This is a genomic window from Roseobacter weihaiensis, assembly GCF_020622345.1.
GTDB lineage: Bacteria > Pseudomonadota > Alphaproteobacteria > Rhodobacterales > Rhodobacteraceae > Roseobacter > Roseobacter weihaiensis.
The window spans coordinates 90,269-105,955 of sequence record NZ_JACNMO010000005.1 but is presented as its reverse complement, the minus strand read 5'-3'; the positions used below and the strand labels follow the sequence as shown (position 1 = coordinate 105,955).

At 59.4% G+C, this 15,687-nt stretch carries 18 protein-coding genes; 11 read left to right on the top strand and 7 right to left on the bottom strand.

The genetic code is table 11. The annotated features are described in order from the left end of the window. Positions 1 to 39: 39 nt before the first annotated feature. From H7847_RS07755 to H7847_RS07745, 3 genes are read left to right on the top strand one after another with little or no spacing between them, the layout of a single operon-like run. A complete protein-coding gene (locus H7847_RS07755) occupies positions 40 to 1,785 on the top strand; it encodes an ABC transporter permease (protein WP_227268814.1) in 1,746 nt (581 codons plus the stop codon). A gap of 8 nt (positions 1,786 to 1,793) precedes the next feature. Next, positions 1,794 to 2,852 (top strand): ABC transporter ATP-binding protein, encoded by a 1,059-nt coding sequence (locus H7847_RS07750; protein WP_227268813.1) that lies wholly within the window; start codon positions 1,794 to 1,796, stop codon positions 2,850 to 2,852. Further along, a complete protein-coding gene (locus H7847_RS07745; RefSeq protein ID WP_227268812.1) occupies positions 2,852 to 3,451 on the top strand; it encodes a histidine phosphatase family protein in 600 nt (199 codons plus the stop codon). The genes H7847_RS07750 and H7847_RS07745 overlap by 1 nt, the downstream gene beginning before the upstream one ends. A 319-nt stretch (positions 3,452 to 3,770) precedes the next feature. On the opposite strand, the gene H7847_RS07740 is transcribed toward H7847_RS07745, so the two are convergent. Genes H7847_RS07740 through H7847_RS07720 form a run of 5 tightly spaced genes read right to left on the bottom strand, consistent with a single transcriptional unit; the run spans position 3,771 to position 7,562 of the window. Beyond that, the gene (locus tag H7847_RS07740; protein ID WP_227268811.1) at positions 3,771 to 5,027 is read right to left on the bottom strand and encodes an ABC transporter substrate-binding protein; all 1,257 of its coding nucleotides are present in this window, start codon (positions 5,025 to 5,027) and stop codon (positions 3,771 to 3,773) included. Between the two features lie 31 nt (positions 5,028 to 5,058). Further along, a complete protein-coding gene (locus tag H7847_RS07735) occupies positions 5,059 to 5,469 on the bottom strand; it encodes a hypothetical protein (RefSeq protein WP_227268810.1) in 411 nt (136 codons plus the stop codon). Continuing rightward, positions 5,469 to 6,518, bottom strand: a complete 1,050-nt coding sequence (locus H7847_RS07730; RefSeq protein WP_227268809.1) for an aldo/keto reductase — start codon at positions 6,516 to 6,518, stop codon at positions 5,469 to 5,471. The genes H7847_RS07735 and H7847_RS07730 overlap by 1 nt, the downstream gene beginning before the upstream one ends. Beyond that, positions 6,518 to 6,859: a TIGR04076 family protein gene (locus H7847_RS07725; protein ID WP_227268808.1), complete on the bottom strand. Its 342-nt coding sequence runs from the start codon at positions 6,857 to 6,859 to the stop codon at positions 6,518 to 6,520. The genes H7847_RS07730 and H7847_RS07725 overlap by 1 nt, the downstream gene beginning before the upstream one ends. Next, positions 6,852 to 7,562, bottom strand: a complete 711-nt coding sequence (locus H7847_RS07720; RefSeq protein WP_227268807.1) for a GntR family transcriptional regulator — start codon at positions 7,560 to 7,562, stop codon at positions 6,852 to 6,854. The genes H7847_RS07725 and H7847_RS07720 overlap by 8 nt, the downstream gene beginning before the upstream one ends. A gap of 184 nt (positions 7,563 to 7,746) precedes the next feature. Here H7847_RS07720 and H7847_RS07715 point away from each other — a divergent pair, with 184 nt between their 5' ends. Genes H7847_RS07715 through H7847_RS07680 form a run of 8 tightly spaced genes read left to right on the top strand, consistent with a single transcriptional unit; the run spans position 7,747 to position 13,999 of the window. Next, positions 7,747 to 8,448, top strand: coding sequence for an ABC transporter ATP-binding protein (locus H7847_RS07715; RefSeq protein WP_264479500.1), 702 nt, complete (start codon positions 7,747 to 7,749; stop codon positions 8,446 to 8,448). Beyond that, the gene (locus H7847_RS07710) at positions 8,445 to 9,176 is read left to right on the top strand and encodes an ABC transporter ATP-binding protein (protein WP_227268805.1); all 732 of its coding nucleotides are present in this window, start codon (positions 8,445 to 8,447) and stop codon (positions 9,174 to 9,176) included. The genes H7847_RS07715 and H7847_RS07710 overlap by 4 nt, the downstream gene beginning before the upstream one ends. Next, positions 9,173 to 10,090 (top strand): branched-chain amino acid ABC transporter permease, encoded by a 918-nt coding sequence (locus H7847_RS07705; RefSeq protein ID WP_227268804.1) that lies wholly within the window; start codon positions 9,173 to 9,175, stop codon positions 10,088 to 10,090. Before H7847_RS07710 ends, H7847_RS07705 begins: the two co-directional genes overlap by 4 nt. Beyond that, complete coding sequence (locus H7847_RS07700; RefSeq protein WP_227268803.1) at positions 10,091 to 11,047, top strand: branched-chain amino acid ABC transporter permease; 957 nt, start codon at positions 10,091 to 10,093, stop codon at positions 11,045 to 11,047. Beyond that, complete coding sequence (locus tag H7847_RS07695) at positions 11,037 to 12,491, top strand: aldo/keto reductase (RefSeq protein WP_227268802.1); 1,455 nt, start codon at positions 11,037 to 11,039, stop codon at positions 12,489 to 12,491. The genes H7847_RS07700 and H7847_RS07695 overlap by 11 nt, the downstream gene beginning before the upstream one ends. A 1-nt stretch (position 12,492) precedes the next feature. Further along, positions 12,493 to 12,918 (top strand): YybH family protein, encoded by a 426-nt coding sequence (locus H7847_RS07690; RefSeq protein WP_227268801.1) that lies wholly within the window; start codon positions 12,493 to 12,495, stop codon positions 12,916 to 12,918. 8 nt (positions 12,919 to 12,926) lie between these two features. Beyond that, entirely contained in the window at positions 12,927 to 13,547 is a 621-nt protein-coding gene (locus H7847_RS07685) for a thioredoxin domain-containing protein (RefSeq protein WP_227268800.1), read from the top strand. Positions 13,548 to 13,594: 47 nt separating this feature from the next. Then, positions 13,595 to 13,999, top strand: a complete 405-nt coding sequence (locus tag H7847_RS07680; RefSeq protein ID WP_227268799.1) for an acyl-CoA thioesterase — start codon at positions 13,595 to 13,597, stop codon at positions 13,997 to 13,999. An 18-nt stretch (positions 14,000 to 14,017) separates the two neighbouring features. On the opposite strand, the gene pcaF is transcribed toward H7847_RS07680, so the two are convergent. Both pcaF and H7847_RS07670 read right to left on the bottom strand, forming a co-directional pair. Further along, the gene (pcaF, locus tag H7847_RS07675; RefSeq protein WP_227268798.1) at positions 14,018 to 15,217 is read right to left on the bottom strand and encodes a 3-oxoadipyl-CoA thiolase; all 1,200 of its coding nucleotides are present in this window, start codon (positions 15,215 to 15,217) and stop codon (positions 14,018 to 14,020) included. Next, a complete protein-coding gene (locus H7847_RS07670; protein WP_227268797.1) occupies positions 15,217 to 15,621 on the bottom strand; it encodes a RidA family protein in 405 nt (134 codons plus the stop codon). Before H7847_RS07670 ends, pcaF begins: the two co-directional genes overlap by 1 nt. Positions 15,622 to 15,687: the final 66 nt, after the last annotated feature.

Sequence of the window (15,687 nt, the reverse complement as noted above, 5' to 3'; positions counted from 1 at the left end):
GCCAGCAGATCCTTACTCCATCGTTCGAGGGTGATTTTGATGGCGAACACAGTCATGGGTGGACAAGGACGACGTATGGTCTTTCAGCAAGGCACGATCCTCAAGACGGTGGTGCTGGCTCTGTTGATCGCGCTGATCGTGTTGCCGCTTCTGCGGACGGTGCTCTACACTTTGCAACCCGAAACGATCCAGGCGTGGTCCGACGTCTTGGCGGGGCGCCTCTCGACCAATCTGTTTTACAAGCCTTTGACCAACACCTTGCTGATCGGTCTCGTGGTGGCGACCGGTTGCGTGCTGCTGGGTGGGTTTCTTGCATGGCTGGTGGTGATGACAAACGTGCCTTTCCGTAAGACCATCGGTGTGATGGCCACGCTCCCGTTCATGATTCCGTCCTTTGCGGCTGCGCTGGCCTGGGGGTCGCTTTTCCGCAATGACCGTATTGGGGGGCAGGTGGGCTGGCTGCAAGGCATGGGGTTGGGCATTCCAGACTGGCTCGCATGGGGTATGGTACCCACGCTGATCGTGCTGACGCTACACTATTTCAGCCTCGCCTTCACGATCATCGCCGCGGCACTGGCCACCGTAAACTCCGATCTGGTCGAGGCCGCGCAAATTGCGGGTGCCAAGGGGGGGAGGATTCTGATGGGGATCATTCTGCCGGTCACGACCCCGGCACTGGTCGCAGCGGGCTCACTGTGCTTTGCCGGTGCGGTTTCGAACTTCGCCACGCCCGCCTTGCTTGGCCTGCCGGTCAGGATGCAGACGCTCTCCACACGATTGTTTGGGATGATCGAAGTGGGCCAGGTCGGGCGCGGTTATGTGATCGGCATATTGCTGGTGCTGATTTCGGGGGCGTTTCTATGGGCAGGAAACCGGATCGTTTCCGGTCGCCGGTCCTATGCGACCATCACCGGCAAGGGCGGGCGGGCCAAACGCTTTGACTTGCGGGGCGCGCGCTGGCCGCTTTGCGCCTTGGCGATGGTGATCCTGATCAGCTCCACGGTGGTGCCGGTGATCGTCCTGACCGCATCAAGCCTTGCGCCATCGGCGGCCAATCTGTTCTCTGACTGGACGTTGCATTACTGGATCGGCCAGAGTGATCCTTCCTTTGCCCAAGGCATTCCCGGCATCGCCTATAACGAGGATATCCTGCGGGCCCTGACGGTGACGCTCGGCCTTGGGCTGGCGGTGGCATTCATGGGCATGTTCTTAGGGCTTCTGGCCTCCTACACCACCGCGCGTTTCCGCGAAGGGTGGATGTCTGCCGCCATCACGCAGATCAGCTTCCTGCCGCTTCTCGTTCCGGGCATTGCGTTTGGTGCCGCCTATATCGCCTATCTGGGTGCGCCAATCGGGCCATTTCCGGCACTCTACGGCACCTTTGCACTTCTGGTGATCGCCGGGACGGCGTATCTTTTGCCTTTCTCCGTTCAGACGGGCCGTGCGGTGATCCAGCAGGTCGGCGGAGAGCTGGAGGAAAGTGCGCGCATGACAGGCGCAAGCTTTGCCCGCAGGCTTGCCGCCATCACCGTGCCGCTGGCCATTCGCGGCCTCGCAGCGGGCGGCATCCTGATCTTTGTGAAAATCATCCGCGATCTGTCGCTGGTGGTGCTTCTCTTTACGCCAACCATGCCGGTGCTGTCGGTCGTCGCCTATCGATACGCCTCGGAAGGTTTCGGACAATTTGCCAACGCGATCACGGTCGTGATCCTGTTCATCTCCATCGCCGCCACGCTGATTGCCAGTCGGCTGCAAACCAAATCCCAGCCTTGGCTGCAGAACTGAGGGATCCCATGCTGGAAATTCGCAATCTCACCAAACGCTTCGGCACATTCGAAGCTGTCAAAGACGTCTCGATCTCGGTCCCAGATGGCGCGTTTTTTGTGCTGCTTGGACCATCGGGCTGCGGCAAGACCACGCTTCTGAGGATGCTCGCAGGTCTGGAGCTGCCCACGGCCGGGCAGATCGTGTTCGACGCTCAAACCGTTTCAGATGGGGATCGCAACTGGGCCGTTGATCCGGCCAAACGCAATTCCGGACTGGTTTTCCAGTCCTACGCGCTCTGGCCGCATATGTCGGTGCGCGGCAATGTCGAATGGCCCCTGAAGGTGATGAAGATGTCGAAACCGGACCGCACTGCGCGGGTCGAGGAGGTCTTGAAGCTGCTCGACATCGGCCAGTTGGCAGACCGGTATCCCAATGAAATCTCCGGGGGGCAGCAACAGCGCGTTGCCATTGCGCGCACCATCGCGCCAAAGCCGTCGGTGTTGCTGTTCGATGAACCCCTGTCAAACCTCGATGCCAAGCTGCGGGTCGAGATGCGCACCGAACTCATGCGCCTGCACCGCGCGACAGGGGCGACGACCGTCTATGTGACGCACGATCAGATCGAGGCAATGACCATGGCCACCCATGTCGCGGTCATGGACAAAGGCCGCGTGCAGCAGTTCGGCGCGCCCACCGATCTGGTGGACCATCCTGAAACCGTCTTTGTGGCCACTTTCGTCGGCACGCCCCCCAACAACATGATCCCGGTGAACAAGAATGGCACGGGCTACAAGGTGGGCGGGCGGCATATGCCCGTAACTCCGCCCGCCGACAAGTGCATGGCGATGTATCGTGCCGAGACAATGATGTTGAGTGAGGCCGAAGGCGAGACCACTCTGCCGATGGAACTGGTAGAGACAAGCGCGATTGCCGGGCGCGTCATGGTGACCGGTCTGCGCGACGGGTTGCGTCTGACGGCCATCGTGGACACAGCGCCCGCAGCGCGCATTGGCGATACGATTCAGTTTCGCCTGCCGCCCCGACCGGACAGCTGGTTCGGCACAAATGGCGAGAGGATCGGCTGATGCGATTGCTGTTGGTGCGTCACGGACAATCGAAATGGAACGCCGCGCGGCGGCTGCAGGGCCAGGCGGACATCGGCCTCTCAGATCTGGGTGCGTCGCAGGCGGATATGCTGCGCCCGGTCATCGATGGTATTGGCCCGTGCCGGGCGGTCTCTTCTGATCTTGAACGCGTTCGCGAGACGGCACGTCGGATCGGGGCCCAGAGCCCGCGATTGACAGACGGGCTTCGGGAAATTGACGTCGGCGACTGGACCGGCTGCGCCATCGAAGAGATCCGAGCCCAGGATGAAACCGCCTACCTTGGATGGCGGGCGGGCACATCTGCACCGCCGGGCGGAGAGATCTGGGCGGATTTTGTTGAGCGGGTCACCGCGGTCATCGAGGAGGAACAGCGCGACCCGTGCCAGAACCTGCTTGTGGTCTGTCATGGCGGTGTCATCCGCGCGATCCTGCAGCGCTATGTCGGGCTTGACCCGGCGCATATCATACCAGTCGCACCCGCAAGCCTGAGCGCGTTTCGGCTGGGCAAAGGCAATCCGCCACGGCTGGAGCTGTTCAACTATCTGCCCGGCAGCTTGGATTTTGAAGCCCCTGACTGATGATCTCCTGACGGTTGCCTTGGGCTGTCAGCTGCGGCCTGCTGTTTTATGGCGCCGAGCTGGCTTGTAAACGGGAGTGCGCGGTTGGCTGGCCATCCTCGGCCTGCCCGGTCATCGTGGCCTTTGTGGTCGCTTATGCGATGCTGGTGGTCGCAATACCATGTGTCCCATCGTCTGATCCGGATGTCCCGAGAACGATGATAACATCGGCTGGCATCAAGCGACTGCTTGCGGTCCTGAACAAGGTCCTCACCGGGGGTCTTTCAGTTGCGCGAAAGCCCCGCCAGAGCGGCGGCGCTTTCGTCCGAACAGTCAGAATTCAGTTGAGCGATGACATTGTTTCAGCGACGTCTTCGGTGGTCATCTGGCCGGTGGTGACAATGCCACCATCCTCGATTTTCCAAAGCCGGAAGGGGCCGGAGATATCGCCAACTTCATCAAAGGATACAGGTCCGATCACCCCTTCATACTTGATCGCCCTCCCTTCTGCGATCAACCCAAGCGCTTTCCCGAACTCTTCCGGCCCTGCGTAAATCGGTTCTCCTTCAGGATCGACAACTTCACGGATTGCCGCGCGAATTGCATCTGCTTCCGCAACGCCCGCTTTGGCAATGGCCAGCCCGACGAGGGCGCCCGCATCATAGGAGCGGTCCGCTGCTGGCGCAGAGGGCTCGAACCCACCAGAGACTTCGGCGTAGTTCTCGTAAAAATACCGCGTCGACGGGGTCTCCGTTGTACCAGAGGAGGTGCCATACGCGCCTTCGAGAAACCGGGCGCCCACGGCGTCGATGAAATCCGGTGTGTTCAGCCCGTCATTGAAGAGGTACTTCTGGGGCCCACCTTGCGAGATCCACGTTCTTGCGATGGTGGCACCGTCAACGGGGTAAGATATCAGGTAAAGCGCGTCTGGAGTGCTGCCAAGCGCGGCGGTCACCTCGGAGGCATAGCTGGGCTGGTTTTCATTGTAAGCTGTTGTCGATTTGATGTTACCACCGAGGGCCTCGAAGGCTGCGGTGAATTCGCGCATCAGATTGACGCCGAAGTCATTGTTCACGTGGATGATCGCCAGATTGTCGAGCCCGCTGTCCCGCGCATATTTCGCCGCTGCCACGCCCTGTAGCGCGTCAGATGTGATCGTGCGAAAGAAATAGCCACCGGTTATGCCCTCACGGCCAAGCTGCGTCAGTGTCGGTGAAGAAGACGCCGGGGAGACCTGGACGACTTTGGCCGGTGCGGTGACCGATGTCACGATAGGGACAGAGACCGACGAGATGATGCCGCCAATCAACACGGGAACTTCCCTGATGTTCACCAATTGCGTGGCCTGATCGACCGCGACATTCCCCTGGCTCTGGCTGTCGCGTGTGTCTGTTACCAGCATACAGCCGTCGATCACGCCACCGGCTTCGTTGATGTCGCGAAACGCCATTTCGATGGATTTCGCACCGGCCTGGCCAAAAGCACCGGCAGGTCCCGTCAGCTCCAGCACGACGCCCACCGTGACTTCGCAAGCCATGGAGACGGTTGCCGACAGCGTGAGCACGGTTGTGAGCAACGCTTTTTTTATCGTTTTCATTAGGTCTCTCCTTGTTGATTTGATGTGTTCATCAGACCTGTTCGATCCAGGTTTCTTGTAGGTAGCGCCAGAGGACGCCATTGGGCGCGCGGGCATCGCGGCTGAAAATCGCGGTGCCGCGTCGTGAATTCGGGCCCTTGGCGGTTTCCTGATGTTCATCAAAGGTGATCAGACAAAGCGCGTCGCTGAGTTGAACCGCATGATTGATGTCGATACGGATTTCGAACTCGTTTCCGGTTGAGCCGCGTGCATCTTTCAGGGCCTGCAGCAACGGGGCGCGGTCCATAGACCCGCCGGAGGGCCAGATGATGCGAAAGTCAGGGGCGAAACTGGCGGCGCAGTCTTCCATCGCGTCCGGCGCAGCGGTGGCGCGATACCAGTCCACGAAAAATTCGTGCCGCTTGCGTATTTCTGTTTCCGCCATCGTCAAAAGATCGGCCATCAGGCGGACTCCTTGTTGAGATTGTATTTCATGATGGATCCATGACTGCCGTCGCGGTCGCGTTCGAGGGTATAGACGTCGCCCGGAATTGAGTTGGCTTGTGCAAGGACGGCCGCGATCTCTTCCCGGTCGGTTCTGGTGAGGGCCAGTTCTGCAATCTGGGCGTTTTGGGACAGGTGCGCGCGGTTACGCGCGCCCACGATGACAGCCGCAACGCCGGGACGGTCAAGCACGGCGCGGCTGGCAACCGTAGCGATGTCGGTGTCATGACGATCTGCGATGCAGCGCAGGGTCGTGAGCAGACTTTGAAACAGGTCCCACCCGCCGAATTCATCGACCATCAGCTTGTATTTGGTCAAAGAGCGGTTTTCGTGCGGCTCCTGTATCTCGGGCTGACCCAGCCAGCGGTCCGAAAGCAAACCACCCGCGACAGACCCGTAACAGATCAGTTGAATGCCTGCCTTTGCGAAGGCCGCCACCATTTTCTTCGAGGGCCTGTTGTCGAGCAAAGAATACTGGACCTGCAAAGAGACAAGGGGCACACCGGCGTCAACCATGGCCAGGCTGCGGGCGGTATCGAAATTCGTCCCGCCGATATTGCGGATCTTTCCGGCGGCTTTCAGTTCGGTCAGCCAGCTTGCAACTTGCAGGAAATCGCCGGTTTCATAGTGCCACCAGTGGAATTGCACCAGATCCAGTCGGTCTGTTTTGAGCCGGGTCAGCGAGGTGTCGATTGCAGTTTCCACGTCGCGCTTGGTCAGGTTGTCGAGGACGTCGAGGTTTGGAACGTATTTCGTATGGACTTTCAGCTCCGACAAGGCCTCAGCCCCGCGCCGGTTGCGAAAATCTGCGCGGAAGGCACCGATCATGTCTTCGACGCCGGTGTAGATATCCGCACAGTCAAAGGTGGTTATACCGGCGTCGCAGAAGGAAAACATATCTGCAATCGAGGTCGACCGGTCGATTGCCCCATGGCCACCGGCGAGCTGCCATCCTCCCTTGATGACCCGTGAGATGCGGTATCCAGGAGCCAGGTCTGTATAGATCATCAAGGCTCTCCGAGCGGGACAGCGGTCGTTTCGGACCGTTCAAAACACCGAAGTTTTGTGCGGGTGATTTTCAGGCGTGAGGGGCAATTGGGATCGGGGCAGGCGATTTCGGCATCCGTCGTCATCCAATCGGCGGGGTCGGTCATTCTTTGCTTGGCGGCGAGAAGCGGCAGCACCGAGGCAAGCGAATAGATCGAAATGCCCTGATCGGGCGGCAGGTACAGCATCTCGCCACGCAGTTCGAACCAATCCCCGACACAGGCCCCACACCAGAGTTTTGCGCCCTTCGGGGCTGTGACCTCCACGCGGAGATCCCACAACTGAAACTGACCATCAGCCATTTTGTGCATGCCCCCAAACGGTTTCGTCCGTGCGTTCCAGAATGTCGAAGGGTTGGGACAGATCATTGTGCAACGCGTCGATCAGATCTCCACGGTTGCCTTTGCGCAGGGCTTGGATGATTGCGTGATGAAACCTGGTTGCCGAGGTGTCGAGCGGTTTTGCAACAAGTCGCGAGGCGGCACGAATATAGGGTCCGGCCTGCATCCACAGGCTTTCGGCGAAGGGGATCAGAACATGCGATTCCGCACGCTCGTAGATGGTGAAATGGAAGGCATGGTTGGCGAGTGCAACCGTGTTTTCATCGCTGGCGGCCTCATATTGTGTCGTGAGATCTTCCAACTTCGCAATATCTGCGTTGGTGATGTTGTGGATCGCACAGGCGGCCAGCTCTCCTTCGATCAACTTGCGGGCACTACCGATCCGCCGCATCTGCGTGAGGTCAAGCAGGGGCACACGGACCCGCCGGTTCGGCATTGCTTCCAGCGCCCGCTCCGACACGAGCCGCGCCAGCGCTTCGCGCACGGGCATGGAGCTGACAGACAGACGCCTGGACAGCTCTGCAGGTTTAAACACCTCGCCTGCGTCAAAGCCGCCGCAAATCAGCGAATTGCGCAGCTGACCATAAACCATGTCTTGCGTGGTTTCCCGGGCAATCGGCGAGAGCCCCGCCATGCCCTGTAGATTTATTGGTGATTGGCCCAAACCGGTACTCCAAACCTCGCTTCAGTGCTCAAGAAGACTTTACGAAGCGCCATTTCTATGATTGTAGTTGATGATTGATCATTGATCAACTTATGAAAGTGTGATGGAAAATCAAAACCCTATACCAATGCTTGCTGCCGAATCTCTCGTAAAGGCTTTCGGCGGCTTGCAGGTGATACAGGGAATGTCGCTGCGGCTGGGTCGGGGGGAGCTGCTTGGGTTGATCGGACCTAACGGGGCAGGCAAGACGACCATGTTCAACCTTTTGGCGGGTACGCTGCGCCCCAGTTCCGGTGTCGTCCGGCTGGATGGAGCGGATGTCACGCCCCTGTCGCAACAGGGGCGTTTTGGGCGCGGGCTCAGCAGAAGTTTTCAAATCCCGAAACCCTTTTCTCGAATGACCGTTCTTGAAAATGTCATGACCTCTGCACAGGGGCAGGTGGGTGAGAATGTGCTTTCGGCGCTTTTCCAGCTGGGTTCCGTCGCGGCGCAGGAGCGGGCCAACGGAACGCGGGCGCGCGAATTGCTGGATTTCGTTTCACTGTCACATCTGGAAGACCAACCTGCGTCGGTACTTTCTGGTGGACAACGCAAACTGCTGGAGCTCGCACGGGTGCTGATGACGCAACCCAAGGTCATCTTGCTGGATGAGCCGGCCGCCGGGGTGAACCCGACACTGCTCGATCTGATCATCGACCGGATTGCGGAGATCAACAAGTTGGGCATCGCGGTCCTGCTGATCGAGCACAACATGGATATGATAGCGCGGCTTTGCCCAAGGGTTGTGGTCATGGCTGCAGGCCAATTGCTGGCTGAGGGCGCGCCAGAAGAGGTCACGCAACGGGCCGATGTCATAGAGGTGTATCTTGAGGGAATGCCGACATGACTGCCCTCGCTGTGAAGGGATTTCAGGCGGGCTACGATCCCGACCTGCCCATCGTAAAAGGTGTCAGCTTTGCGGTGAAGAAGGGCGAGGCTGTCACCGTTCTGGGCCCGAACGGGGCGGGCAAATCGACGCTGATAAAGGCAATCGCCGGGCAGGTGGCCTGCCTTGGCGGGCAGGTGACGCTGGGTGGTGATGATATCACAGGTGTACCCTCTTATGCTCTTGCGAAGCGGGGCCTCGGATTTGTGCCGCAAACGGAGAACATCTTTGCGCAGCTGACGATCCGCGAGAATTTGCAGATCGCCTCGGAGCTGGTCGAAAAACGCCGCCGCGCGGGGCAGATCGACAAGATGTTTGATATGTTCCCCGATCTGAAGCTGCGCCCGAACGATCTGGCAGGCACCTTGTCCGGTGGGCAGCGGCAGATGCTGGCTGCGGCCCGCGCGCTCCTGACCGATCCACCGGTTTTGATGCTGGATGAGCCTTCTGCGGGACTGTCACCCAAACTGGTCGGGCAGGTTTTTGAAACGCTGGCCCGGGTCCATGCGGCAGGTGTGACGCTGATCCTTGTGGAGCAGAATGTGCGTGCCGCGTTGGGACTGGCATCGCGTGCATTGGTTCTGGTGGATGGAGAGCTGGCGCATGACGGACCGACCGACGCTTTGCAGGACAGTACCACATTGGGCCGCCTGTTCCTTGGCAACCGCACAAGGGAGGTTGCGCGATGAGCCCGCAGGTCCTGATTGACGGGCTGATTGCTGGTGCCACGATTGGATTGGGTGCCATAGGTTTGACGCTCACCTACTCAATCCTGCGTTTTGCCAATTTCACCCATGGTGATTTTCTGGCGTGGGGTGCGTATCTTACGCTGACCGTTTCAGGTTTTCTGGGCGGTCTGCTCGCGGGTCTTGGCATCGGAGAGCCAATCGGCCCCTTTAGTTTTGGCTGGGGTCTTCCGCTCTCCCTTTTGGCCGGGGCTGGGTTGACCATTGTGCTGACATTGATCCTGGACAAGATCCTTTTTGGGCAGCTGCGCAGACGCGGTGCTGACACGATCATCATCGTGATGGCAAGTTTCGGGGCGTCGATGGCGCTGCGCTCGGTGCTGGAATTCATCTATACAGCCAATCCGCAATATCTCACCCGAGAGCTCCAGATCGCCCAACCCGTCGGGTTTGGTATGCGGGCGACGCCGGACCAACTCTTGACCATAGCGGTCACGGCGCTGCTGGTGCTGGCCCTGCATCTTGTAGTGACACGCAGCTCGACGGGTCGTTCCATGCGCGCAGTCTCGGAGAACCCCAGCCTGGCGGGGGTCTATGGTATCGACGTGCAACGCGTGATCCGTGTGACCTGGGTCATCGGTGCCGGGCTGGCCTGTGTGGCGGGTGTCATGTCGGGGCTTCTGGTGCAAATCCGACCCTATATGGGCTTTGATCTTTTGCTGCCCCTGTTTGCGGCCGCGATCCTTGGTGGCGTCGGCTCGATCCCCGGCGCCCTGCTCGGCGGGTTGATCATCGGGTTGGCCGAGGCATTCACGGTGCAAATCGTCGGGGCTGAATGGCGGGCTGGCGTTGCATTCGTGGTGCTGGTTCTTGTGCTAATCATCCGGCCAACGGGCCTCTTCGGGAGGACCGTTTAGATGGAATACCTTGCCTATGGCGCGTTCTTTCTGACACTTGCGATGACATATTCCATTATTTGCCTTGGGCTGAATGTCCAATGGGGGCAGACGGGGCTGTTCAATGTGGGCGTCGCCGCCTTTGTCGGGATCGGGGCGTATACGTCCGTTCTGCTGACCACGCCCGAGACAGCAGACAGGGTGGGTGGGTTTGACCTGCCGATCGCGGTTGGATGGATCGGCGCAGCCTTGATGAGCGGGTTGATCTCCTTTTTTGTGGGGGCGCTGACGATCCGTATGCGCTCAGACTACCTTGCGATAACGACATTCGGCATCGCCATCGCTTTGCAACTCTGTTTTCAGAACCTCGAACCATTGACCGGGGGCGTCTTCGGGGTCGGCTTCATCCCCCGGGCGTTCTCAGGCATCCAGGACGATGCGCTTCTGTTCAACTATGCTAATCTTGGGCTTGCCACGCTGTTGGTGGTCGCAATCTACGTCGTTTTGGAGCATCTGGCCCGGTCACCTTGGGGCCGTGTTCTGAGAGCGGTGCGCGAAGACGAAACGGCCGCGCAATCGCTGGGTAAAAATCCGACGTCCCTGCGGTTGCAGGCCTTTGTACTGGGCGGGGCGATCATGGGGTTGGCAGGCGCCGTTCAGGCCCATTTCATCGGGTTCGTTGCCCCAGCCAACTACCTTCCAATGATGACGTTTCAGGTCTGGGCGATGTTGATCGTCGGGGGCTCTGGCAATAACAAGGGTGCGATTTTTGGGGCAGTACTGGTCTGGGCAATCTGGGCATTGTCTGGCAGCCTGATCTCTGAATTGTTCCCGCCCGATCAACAGGCCCGCGCCGCATCGCTGCAAATCGTGATCATTGGCGTTATGCTGTGCCTGATACTGTTGTGGCGTCCACAGGGGGTGCTGCCCGAACGCCAGTCGATTTCGAAACATTTGGGACAACGCAATGAAACCTGACAGATTTGACCTCACCGGGACCCTGAACATATCCCGTATCCTGACCGGTCTCTGGCAGGTTGCAGATCAAGAACGCGACGGCAAGGCGCGAGACCTCGACGCCTCGGCAACCGCACTGCTTGACTATGCCAAGGCGGGTTTTGATACCTTTGATATGGCCGACCACTATGGCAGTGCGGAGCTGATTGCCGGCCAGATGCTGAAACAGGCCCCTGAGGCGAAAGCGTTTACCAAATGGTGTCCGGAGCCGGGACCAATGACCGCAGAGATCGTACGGGCTGGTGTACAGGAACGCCTTGACCGCCTCGGGGTCACGCGGCTTGATCTGCTTCAATTTCATTGGTGGAGTTTCGAGCACCCGGCCTGGTTGGATGCGCTCAAGGAATTGGCCGGCCTGCAAGAGAACGGGTTAATCGGTGCGATTGGCGTCACGAATTTTGATGCAGCACATCTGGAGATTGCGTTGGAAGAAGGCATTCCTCTGGTGTCCAATCAGGTGTCGTTTTCCTTGATGGATCGCCGCGCCGCGGGGTCGTTGGCAGGGCTGTGTCAGGATCGTGATGTGAAGCTTTTGGCCTATGGGACGCTTTGTGGTGGGTTCCTGACCCGCAAATGGCTGGGGCAACCACGCCCCACAGATGTACCGGATTGGAGCCGGATGAAATATCTGCGCTTCATTGACGCCGCAGGCGGGTGGGAAGCCTTTCAGGGGGTGTTACGGGCCGCGGAGGCGGTCGCGCGCAAACACGGCGCTTCGATCTCCAATGTGGCGTCTCGCTGGATTCTGGAACAGCCGCATGTGGCAGGCATCATCATAGGGGCGCGCTTGGGCGAAAATGAACACCGCGCTGACAACCTGAGGCTTTTCAGCTTTGAACTTGATACCGAAGATCACGCGCTGCTCGACACGGCCTTTGCAAACACCACGCCCATTCCGGGGGATTGTGGCGACGAATACCGCCAACCGCCCTTCCTCACTGCGAGCGGCGATTTGAGCCATCACCTGAGCCAGATTCCAAGCGTTTTGGAGGTCGAAACCGATGAAAATGGTCGAACCCGTGCCTTCTCCGGCTCAAAATGGGAGCCGATTGCCGGGTACTGCCGTGGGCTTCGCGAGGGGGATCGGATACTGATTTCCGGTACCACCGCAACGCATGGTCACGATCATGATGTGGCCCCCGGTCATGCGCAGGCGCAGGCGACCTATATTCTTGATAAGATTTCGGCGACCGTCACGGCGCTTGGGGGGAGCATGTCCGACATCGTACGCACCCGAACCTATGTCGCCGGGGATGAGGACGTGGAAGGTGCAAGCCTTGCGCATGGGCGTGCTTTCGGGGCCCATCCTCCGGCCAACACAACCTTTGTCGTGGATCGGCTAGTCGGCGATTTCCGGGTCGAGATCGAAGCCGAAGCCGTCACCAGACCTCAACAGGACCAGTAAGATGATCGAAAATGAGACGGAAATGGATGCCGCGCGCGACGTGCTGAAAAACTGGCTTGCCGCGTTCAACAGCAAGGATGTCGATACCCTGTTCTCCTACTACACTCAGGACAGCGTATATGCGAACGCCAATGCGCCCTTGATGAAGGGTCTCGACGCTGTAGAGCCCTGGTACGCAGGCTCGATCCCCGATCTCAAAGGCCGCCTGTTGTACAAGGAAGAGGCAGCGTGGCAAAGCGGCAGCCTGGCGGGGATCCTCGGGTCCTATTACTTTGAGCCCCCGGCGGAAGACGACGCAACGGGCAAGGAGGGGTCCACGGGCCGCGTTTTTCTGTTGTTCCGCAAGGAAGAGGGCGCATGGCGGTTGGCGTTCGATATGGACAATACGCCTCAGGACGTTTCACCGGATTGGTTTGAGAATGCCTAAACTGCTTGATGGGCACGACCCGCTTTGCGGCTGGTGCCATGGGGTCATCCCGATCGCCGAGCGTTTGCGCACGATCCCCCGAGGTTGAAGTCGAAGTCATCTCAGGTGGCCTGGTGACCGGTGATCGCGTTTGCCCTTACGCAGATATGCCTGCATATATCACCGGGGCTGCACCGCAATTGGTGTCGATCACAGTGCAGGCTTTGGGTGATGCGTTTTTTGAAATGAGGCGACAGCCGCAGACGCCACACAGCATTTCGGCGCCACTCAACCATGCCATATTGCAGATGAAGAGAGCCGAAAGCCCTGCGCAGGTATTTGCATTCGCTCACGCCATCCAGACCGGGCCTCTTCGGGATGGCGTGGATTTGAATGCCCCCGCTCCCTATGACGCGGCGGGCGCGGAGCCTGATCTGCCGCAACTGGATACGGACGGCATTGGGAAGTCGACCGAGCGTGATCCGCTTGTCTCGGAAAGCTGTGCACGGGCGCGGAAGCTGGAGGTACGTTCGTTCCCGACCAGCATCATCCCTGATGACGCAGGTCAGGCTATGGGCGCAGTCGCCTCCGTAAGCGAACCTGTGGCTTTTTCTGAGCAAGACGAAGCGATTGTTGGTGCGAACCGCTGAAGCTGTCCTATGTCCCCTGTTACAATATCAAAAAACGGATCGAAACCATGGCCTTCACCCTCCCCGTCAAAGTCCTTTTCCAACACTGTGATCCAGCAGGCATTGTCTTTTACCCGCGCTATTTTGAGATGATCAACCTGACGGTGGAAGAGTGGTTTGAGCAGGCAGTCGGCTATTCCTTTGCAACGATGCAAAAAGCGGGATTTGGGGTTCCGACAGCTTCGATCAAAGTGGATTTTCCTGCCCCCAGCAGATTGGGGGAGACCCTGTCATTCAAACTGGCGGTCACCAAGCTCGGCAAGACCAGCGCTCATTTGGAAATCGATGCCGGAACAGGTCGTGAGGTGCGTCTGACCGCGCGGTCGGTGATTGTTTACATCGACAAAAACACCGGGCGGCCTGTGCCATGGCCAGACGCAGTGCGTGAGAAAATTCAGAACTTTCTCGATTGAAAGCCTGGGCGCGGGGTCTCAGGGTGCCCGCAGGCCGAGCGCCACGCCCTGTCCAACACCGACACACATCGTCGCCAGCGCATGAGAAGCCCCTTTGAGGGTGAGTTCGAGAGCGGCGGACCCCACAATGCGCGCGCCACTCATGCCCAACGGGTGCCCAAGCGCAATCCCACCGCCATTGGGATTGACGGCAGGGTCTTGCGGGTCGATGCTCAGCTCTCGCAAGACTGCAACACATTGAGCAGCAAAGGCCTCGTTCAGTTCAATCACGTCAAATGTATTAGGTGAGAGACGCAAACGGTTGCAAAGCTTCTGAACGGCAGGCACCGGACCAATCCCCATCAAGCGTGGTGCCACCCCGGCCGATGCGGCCCCTGTAATTTCGGCCAGGGGCGTCAGACCGTGTGCAGTAATCGCCTCTTCCGAAGCGATCAAGAGCGCCGCAGCCCCGTCATTGACGCCCGACGCATTGCCTGCCGTGACAGTGCCGCCCTGTCGGAACGGTGTCTGCAAAGCGGCAAGTTTTTCCAGAGAGGTATCGCGCGGATGCTCGTCCTGGGACACCTCTATTGGCGCTCCTTTGCGGTGTGGAACCGTCACGGGCACGATTTCACGCGCCAATCTGCCTGCGCTTTGTGCCGCGCGGGTCTTTGTTTGACTGGAGAGCGCAAAGGCATCCTGATCCGCGCGGGTCACATCATAGGCCTCGGCGACATTTTCTGCCGTCTCGGGCATGGACTCGATGCCGTATTGCGCTTCGAGCGCCTTGTTCACGAACCGCCAGCCAATGGTCGTGTCATGGATCTCTGCATTTCGGGCAAAGGGTGTTGCCGCTTTGGGCATCACGAAGGGCGCGCGCGACATGCTTTCAACGCCGCCCGCGATCACCAGGTCGGCTTCGCCCGCGCGAATGGAGCGGGCCGCGGCGATCACCGCATCCATCCCCGAGGCGCAGAGCCGGTTGACGGTGAGCGCCGGCACGCTTTCGGGTAAGCCCGCCATCAGGGTGGCCATGCGCGCCACATTGCGGTTGTCTTCACCTGCCTGGTTGGCGCAGCCCAGGATCACCTCATCCGTGACCGCCCAATCGAGATCGCTGCGCCCCTTCAACGCCCGCAAAACATCCGCTGCCAGGTCATCAGGGCGGATCAACGCAAGTGCGCCGCCGTAGCGGCCGATCGGTGTGCGGATGTAGTCACAGACAAAGGCACGTGCCATCAGGACGGCACACCGATATAGGCCGTGGCCTCGATCTCCAAAAGCGCGTCGTCTTCGACAAGTCCGGCAACAACCAGCATGGACATCGCAGGGAAATGCCGACCCAGAACACGGCGATAGACCTCGCCAACCTCGCGCTGGCGGGCCGCATATTCCTTCTTGTCGATGACGAACCAAGTGAGACGTGTGATGTCTTCGATCCGGCCGCCCGCGGCTTCGACAACAGCGACAACGTTGCGCAGGGCCTGTTCCATCTGCCCGATAAAGTCGTGGGTTTCAAAAACCTTGTCCGCGCTCCAACCGATCTGGCCACCGACATAAAGCGTGCCATCTGCCGCCAGCATGCCGTTGGCATAGCCTTTCGCGGGGGCCCAGTCATCGGGGTGAATTGTCTTCGATGTCATCGCTTGCTCCGATTTGGGGTGGACGTCTGTCTGGGAGGTGAAAGCCCGGTCCAAAACACGGGCTGC

Bases quoted from the DNA above. Each gene is read 5' to 3' on its own strand.
- H7847_RS07680 (WP_227268799.1), top strand. From the start codon at position 13,595: ATGGCCTTCACCCTCCCCGTCAAAGTCCTTTTCCAACACTGTGATCCA.
- H7847_RS07715 (WP_264479500.1), top strand. From the start codon at position 7,747: ATGTCGCTGCGGCTGGGTCGGGGGGAGCTGCTTGGGTTGATCGGACCT.
- H7847_RS07735 (WP_227268810.1), bottom strand. From the start codon at position 5,469: ATGGCCGATCTTTTGACGATGGCGGAAACAGAAATACGCAAGCGGCAC.
- H7847_RS07670 (WP_227268797.1), bottom strand. From the start codon at position 15,621: ATGACATCGAAGACAATTCACCCCGATGACTGGGCCCCCGCGAAAGGC.
- H7847_RS07705 (WP_227268804.1), top strand. From the start codon at position 9,173: ATGAGCCCGCAGGTCCTGATTGACGGGCTGATTGCTGGTGCCACGATT.
- H7847_RS07745 (WP_227268812.1), top strand. From the start codon at position 2,852: ATGCGATTGCTGTTGGTGCGTCACGGACAATCGAAATGGAACGCCGCG.
- H7847_RS07700 (WP_227268803.1), top strand. From the start codon at position 10,091: ATGGAATACCTTGCCTATGGCGCGTTCTTTCTGACACTTGCGATGACA.
- H7847_RS07725 (WP_227268808.1), bottom strand. From the start codon at position 6,859: ATGGCTGATGGTCAGTTTCAGTTGTGGGATCTCCGCGTGGAGGTCACA.
- H7847_RS07750 (WP_227268813.1), top strand. From the start codon at position 1,794: ATGCTGGAAATTCGCAATCTCACCAAACGCTTCGGCACATTCGAAGCT.
- pcaF (WP_227268798.1), bottom strand. From the start codon at position 15,217: ATGGCACGTGCCTTTGTCTGTGACTACATCCGCACACCGATCGGCCGC.
- H7847_RS07755 (WP_227268814.1), top strand. From the start codon at position 40: ATGGCGAACACAGTCATGGGTGGACAAGGACGACGTATGGTCTTTCAG.
- H7847_RS07690 (WP_227268801.1), top strand. From the start codon at position 12,493: ATGATCGAAAATGAGACGGAAATGGATGCCGCGCGCGACGTGCTGAAA.
- H7847_RS07740 (WP_227268811.1), bottom strand. From the start codon at position 5,027: ATGAAAACGATAAAAAAAGCGTTGCTCACAACCGTGCTCACGCTGTCG.
- H7847_RS07710 (WP_227268805.1), top strand. From the start codon at position 8,445: ATGACTGCCCTCGCTGTGAAGGGATTTCAGGCGGGCTACGATCCCGAC.
- H7847_RS07730 (WP_227268809.1), bottom strand. From the start codon at position 6,518: ATGATCTATACAGACCTGGCTCCTGGATACCGCATCTCACGGGTCATC.
- H7847_RS07695 (WP_227268802.1), top strand. From the start codon at position 11,037: ATGAAACCTGACAGATTTGACCTCACCGGGACCCTGAACATATCCCGT.
- H7847_RS07685 (WP_227268800.1), top strand. From the start codon at position 12,927: ATGGGCACGACCCGCTTTGCGGCTGGTGCCATGGGGTCATCCCGATCG.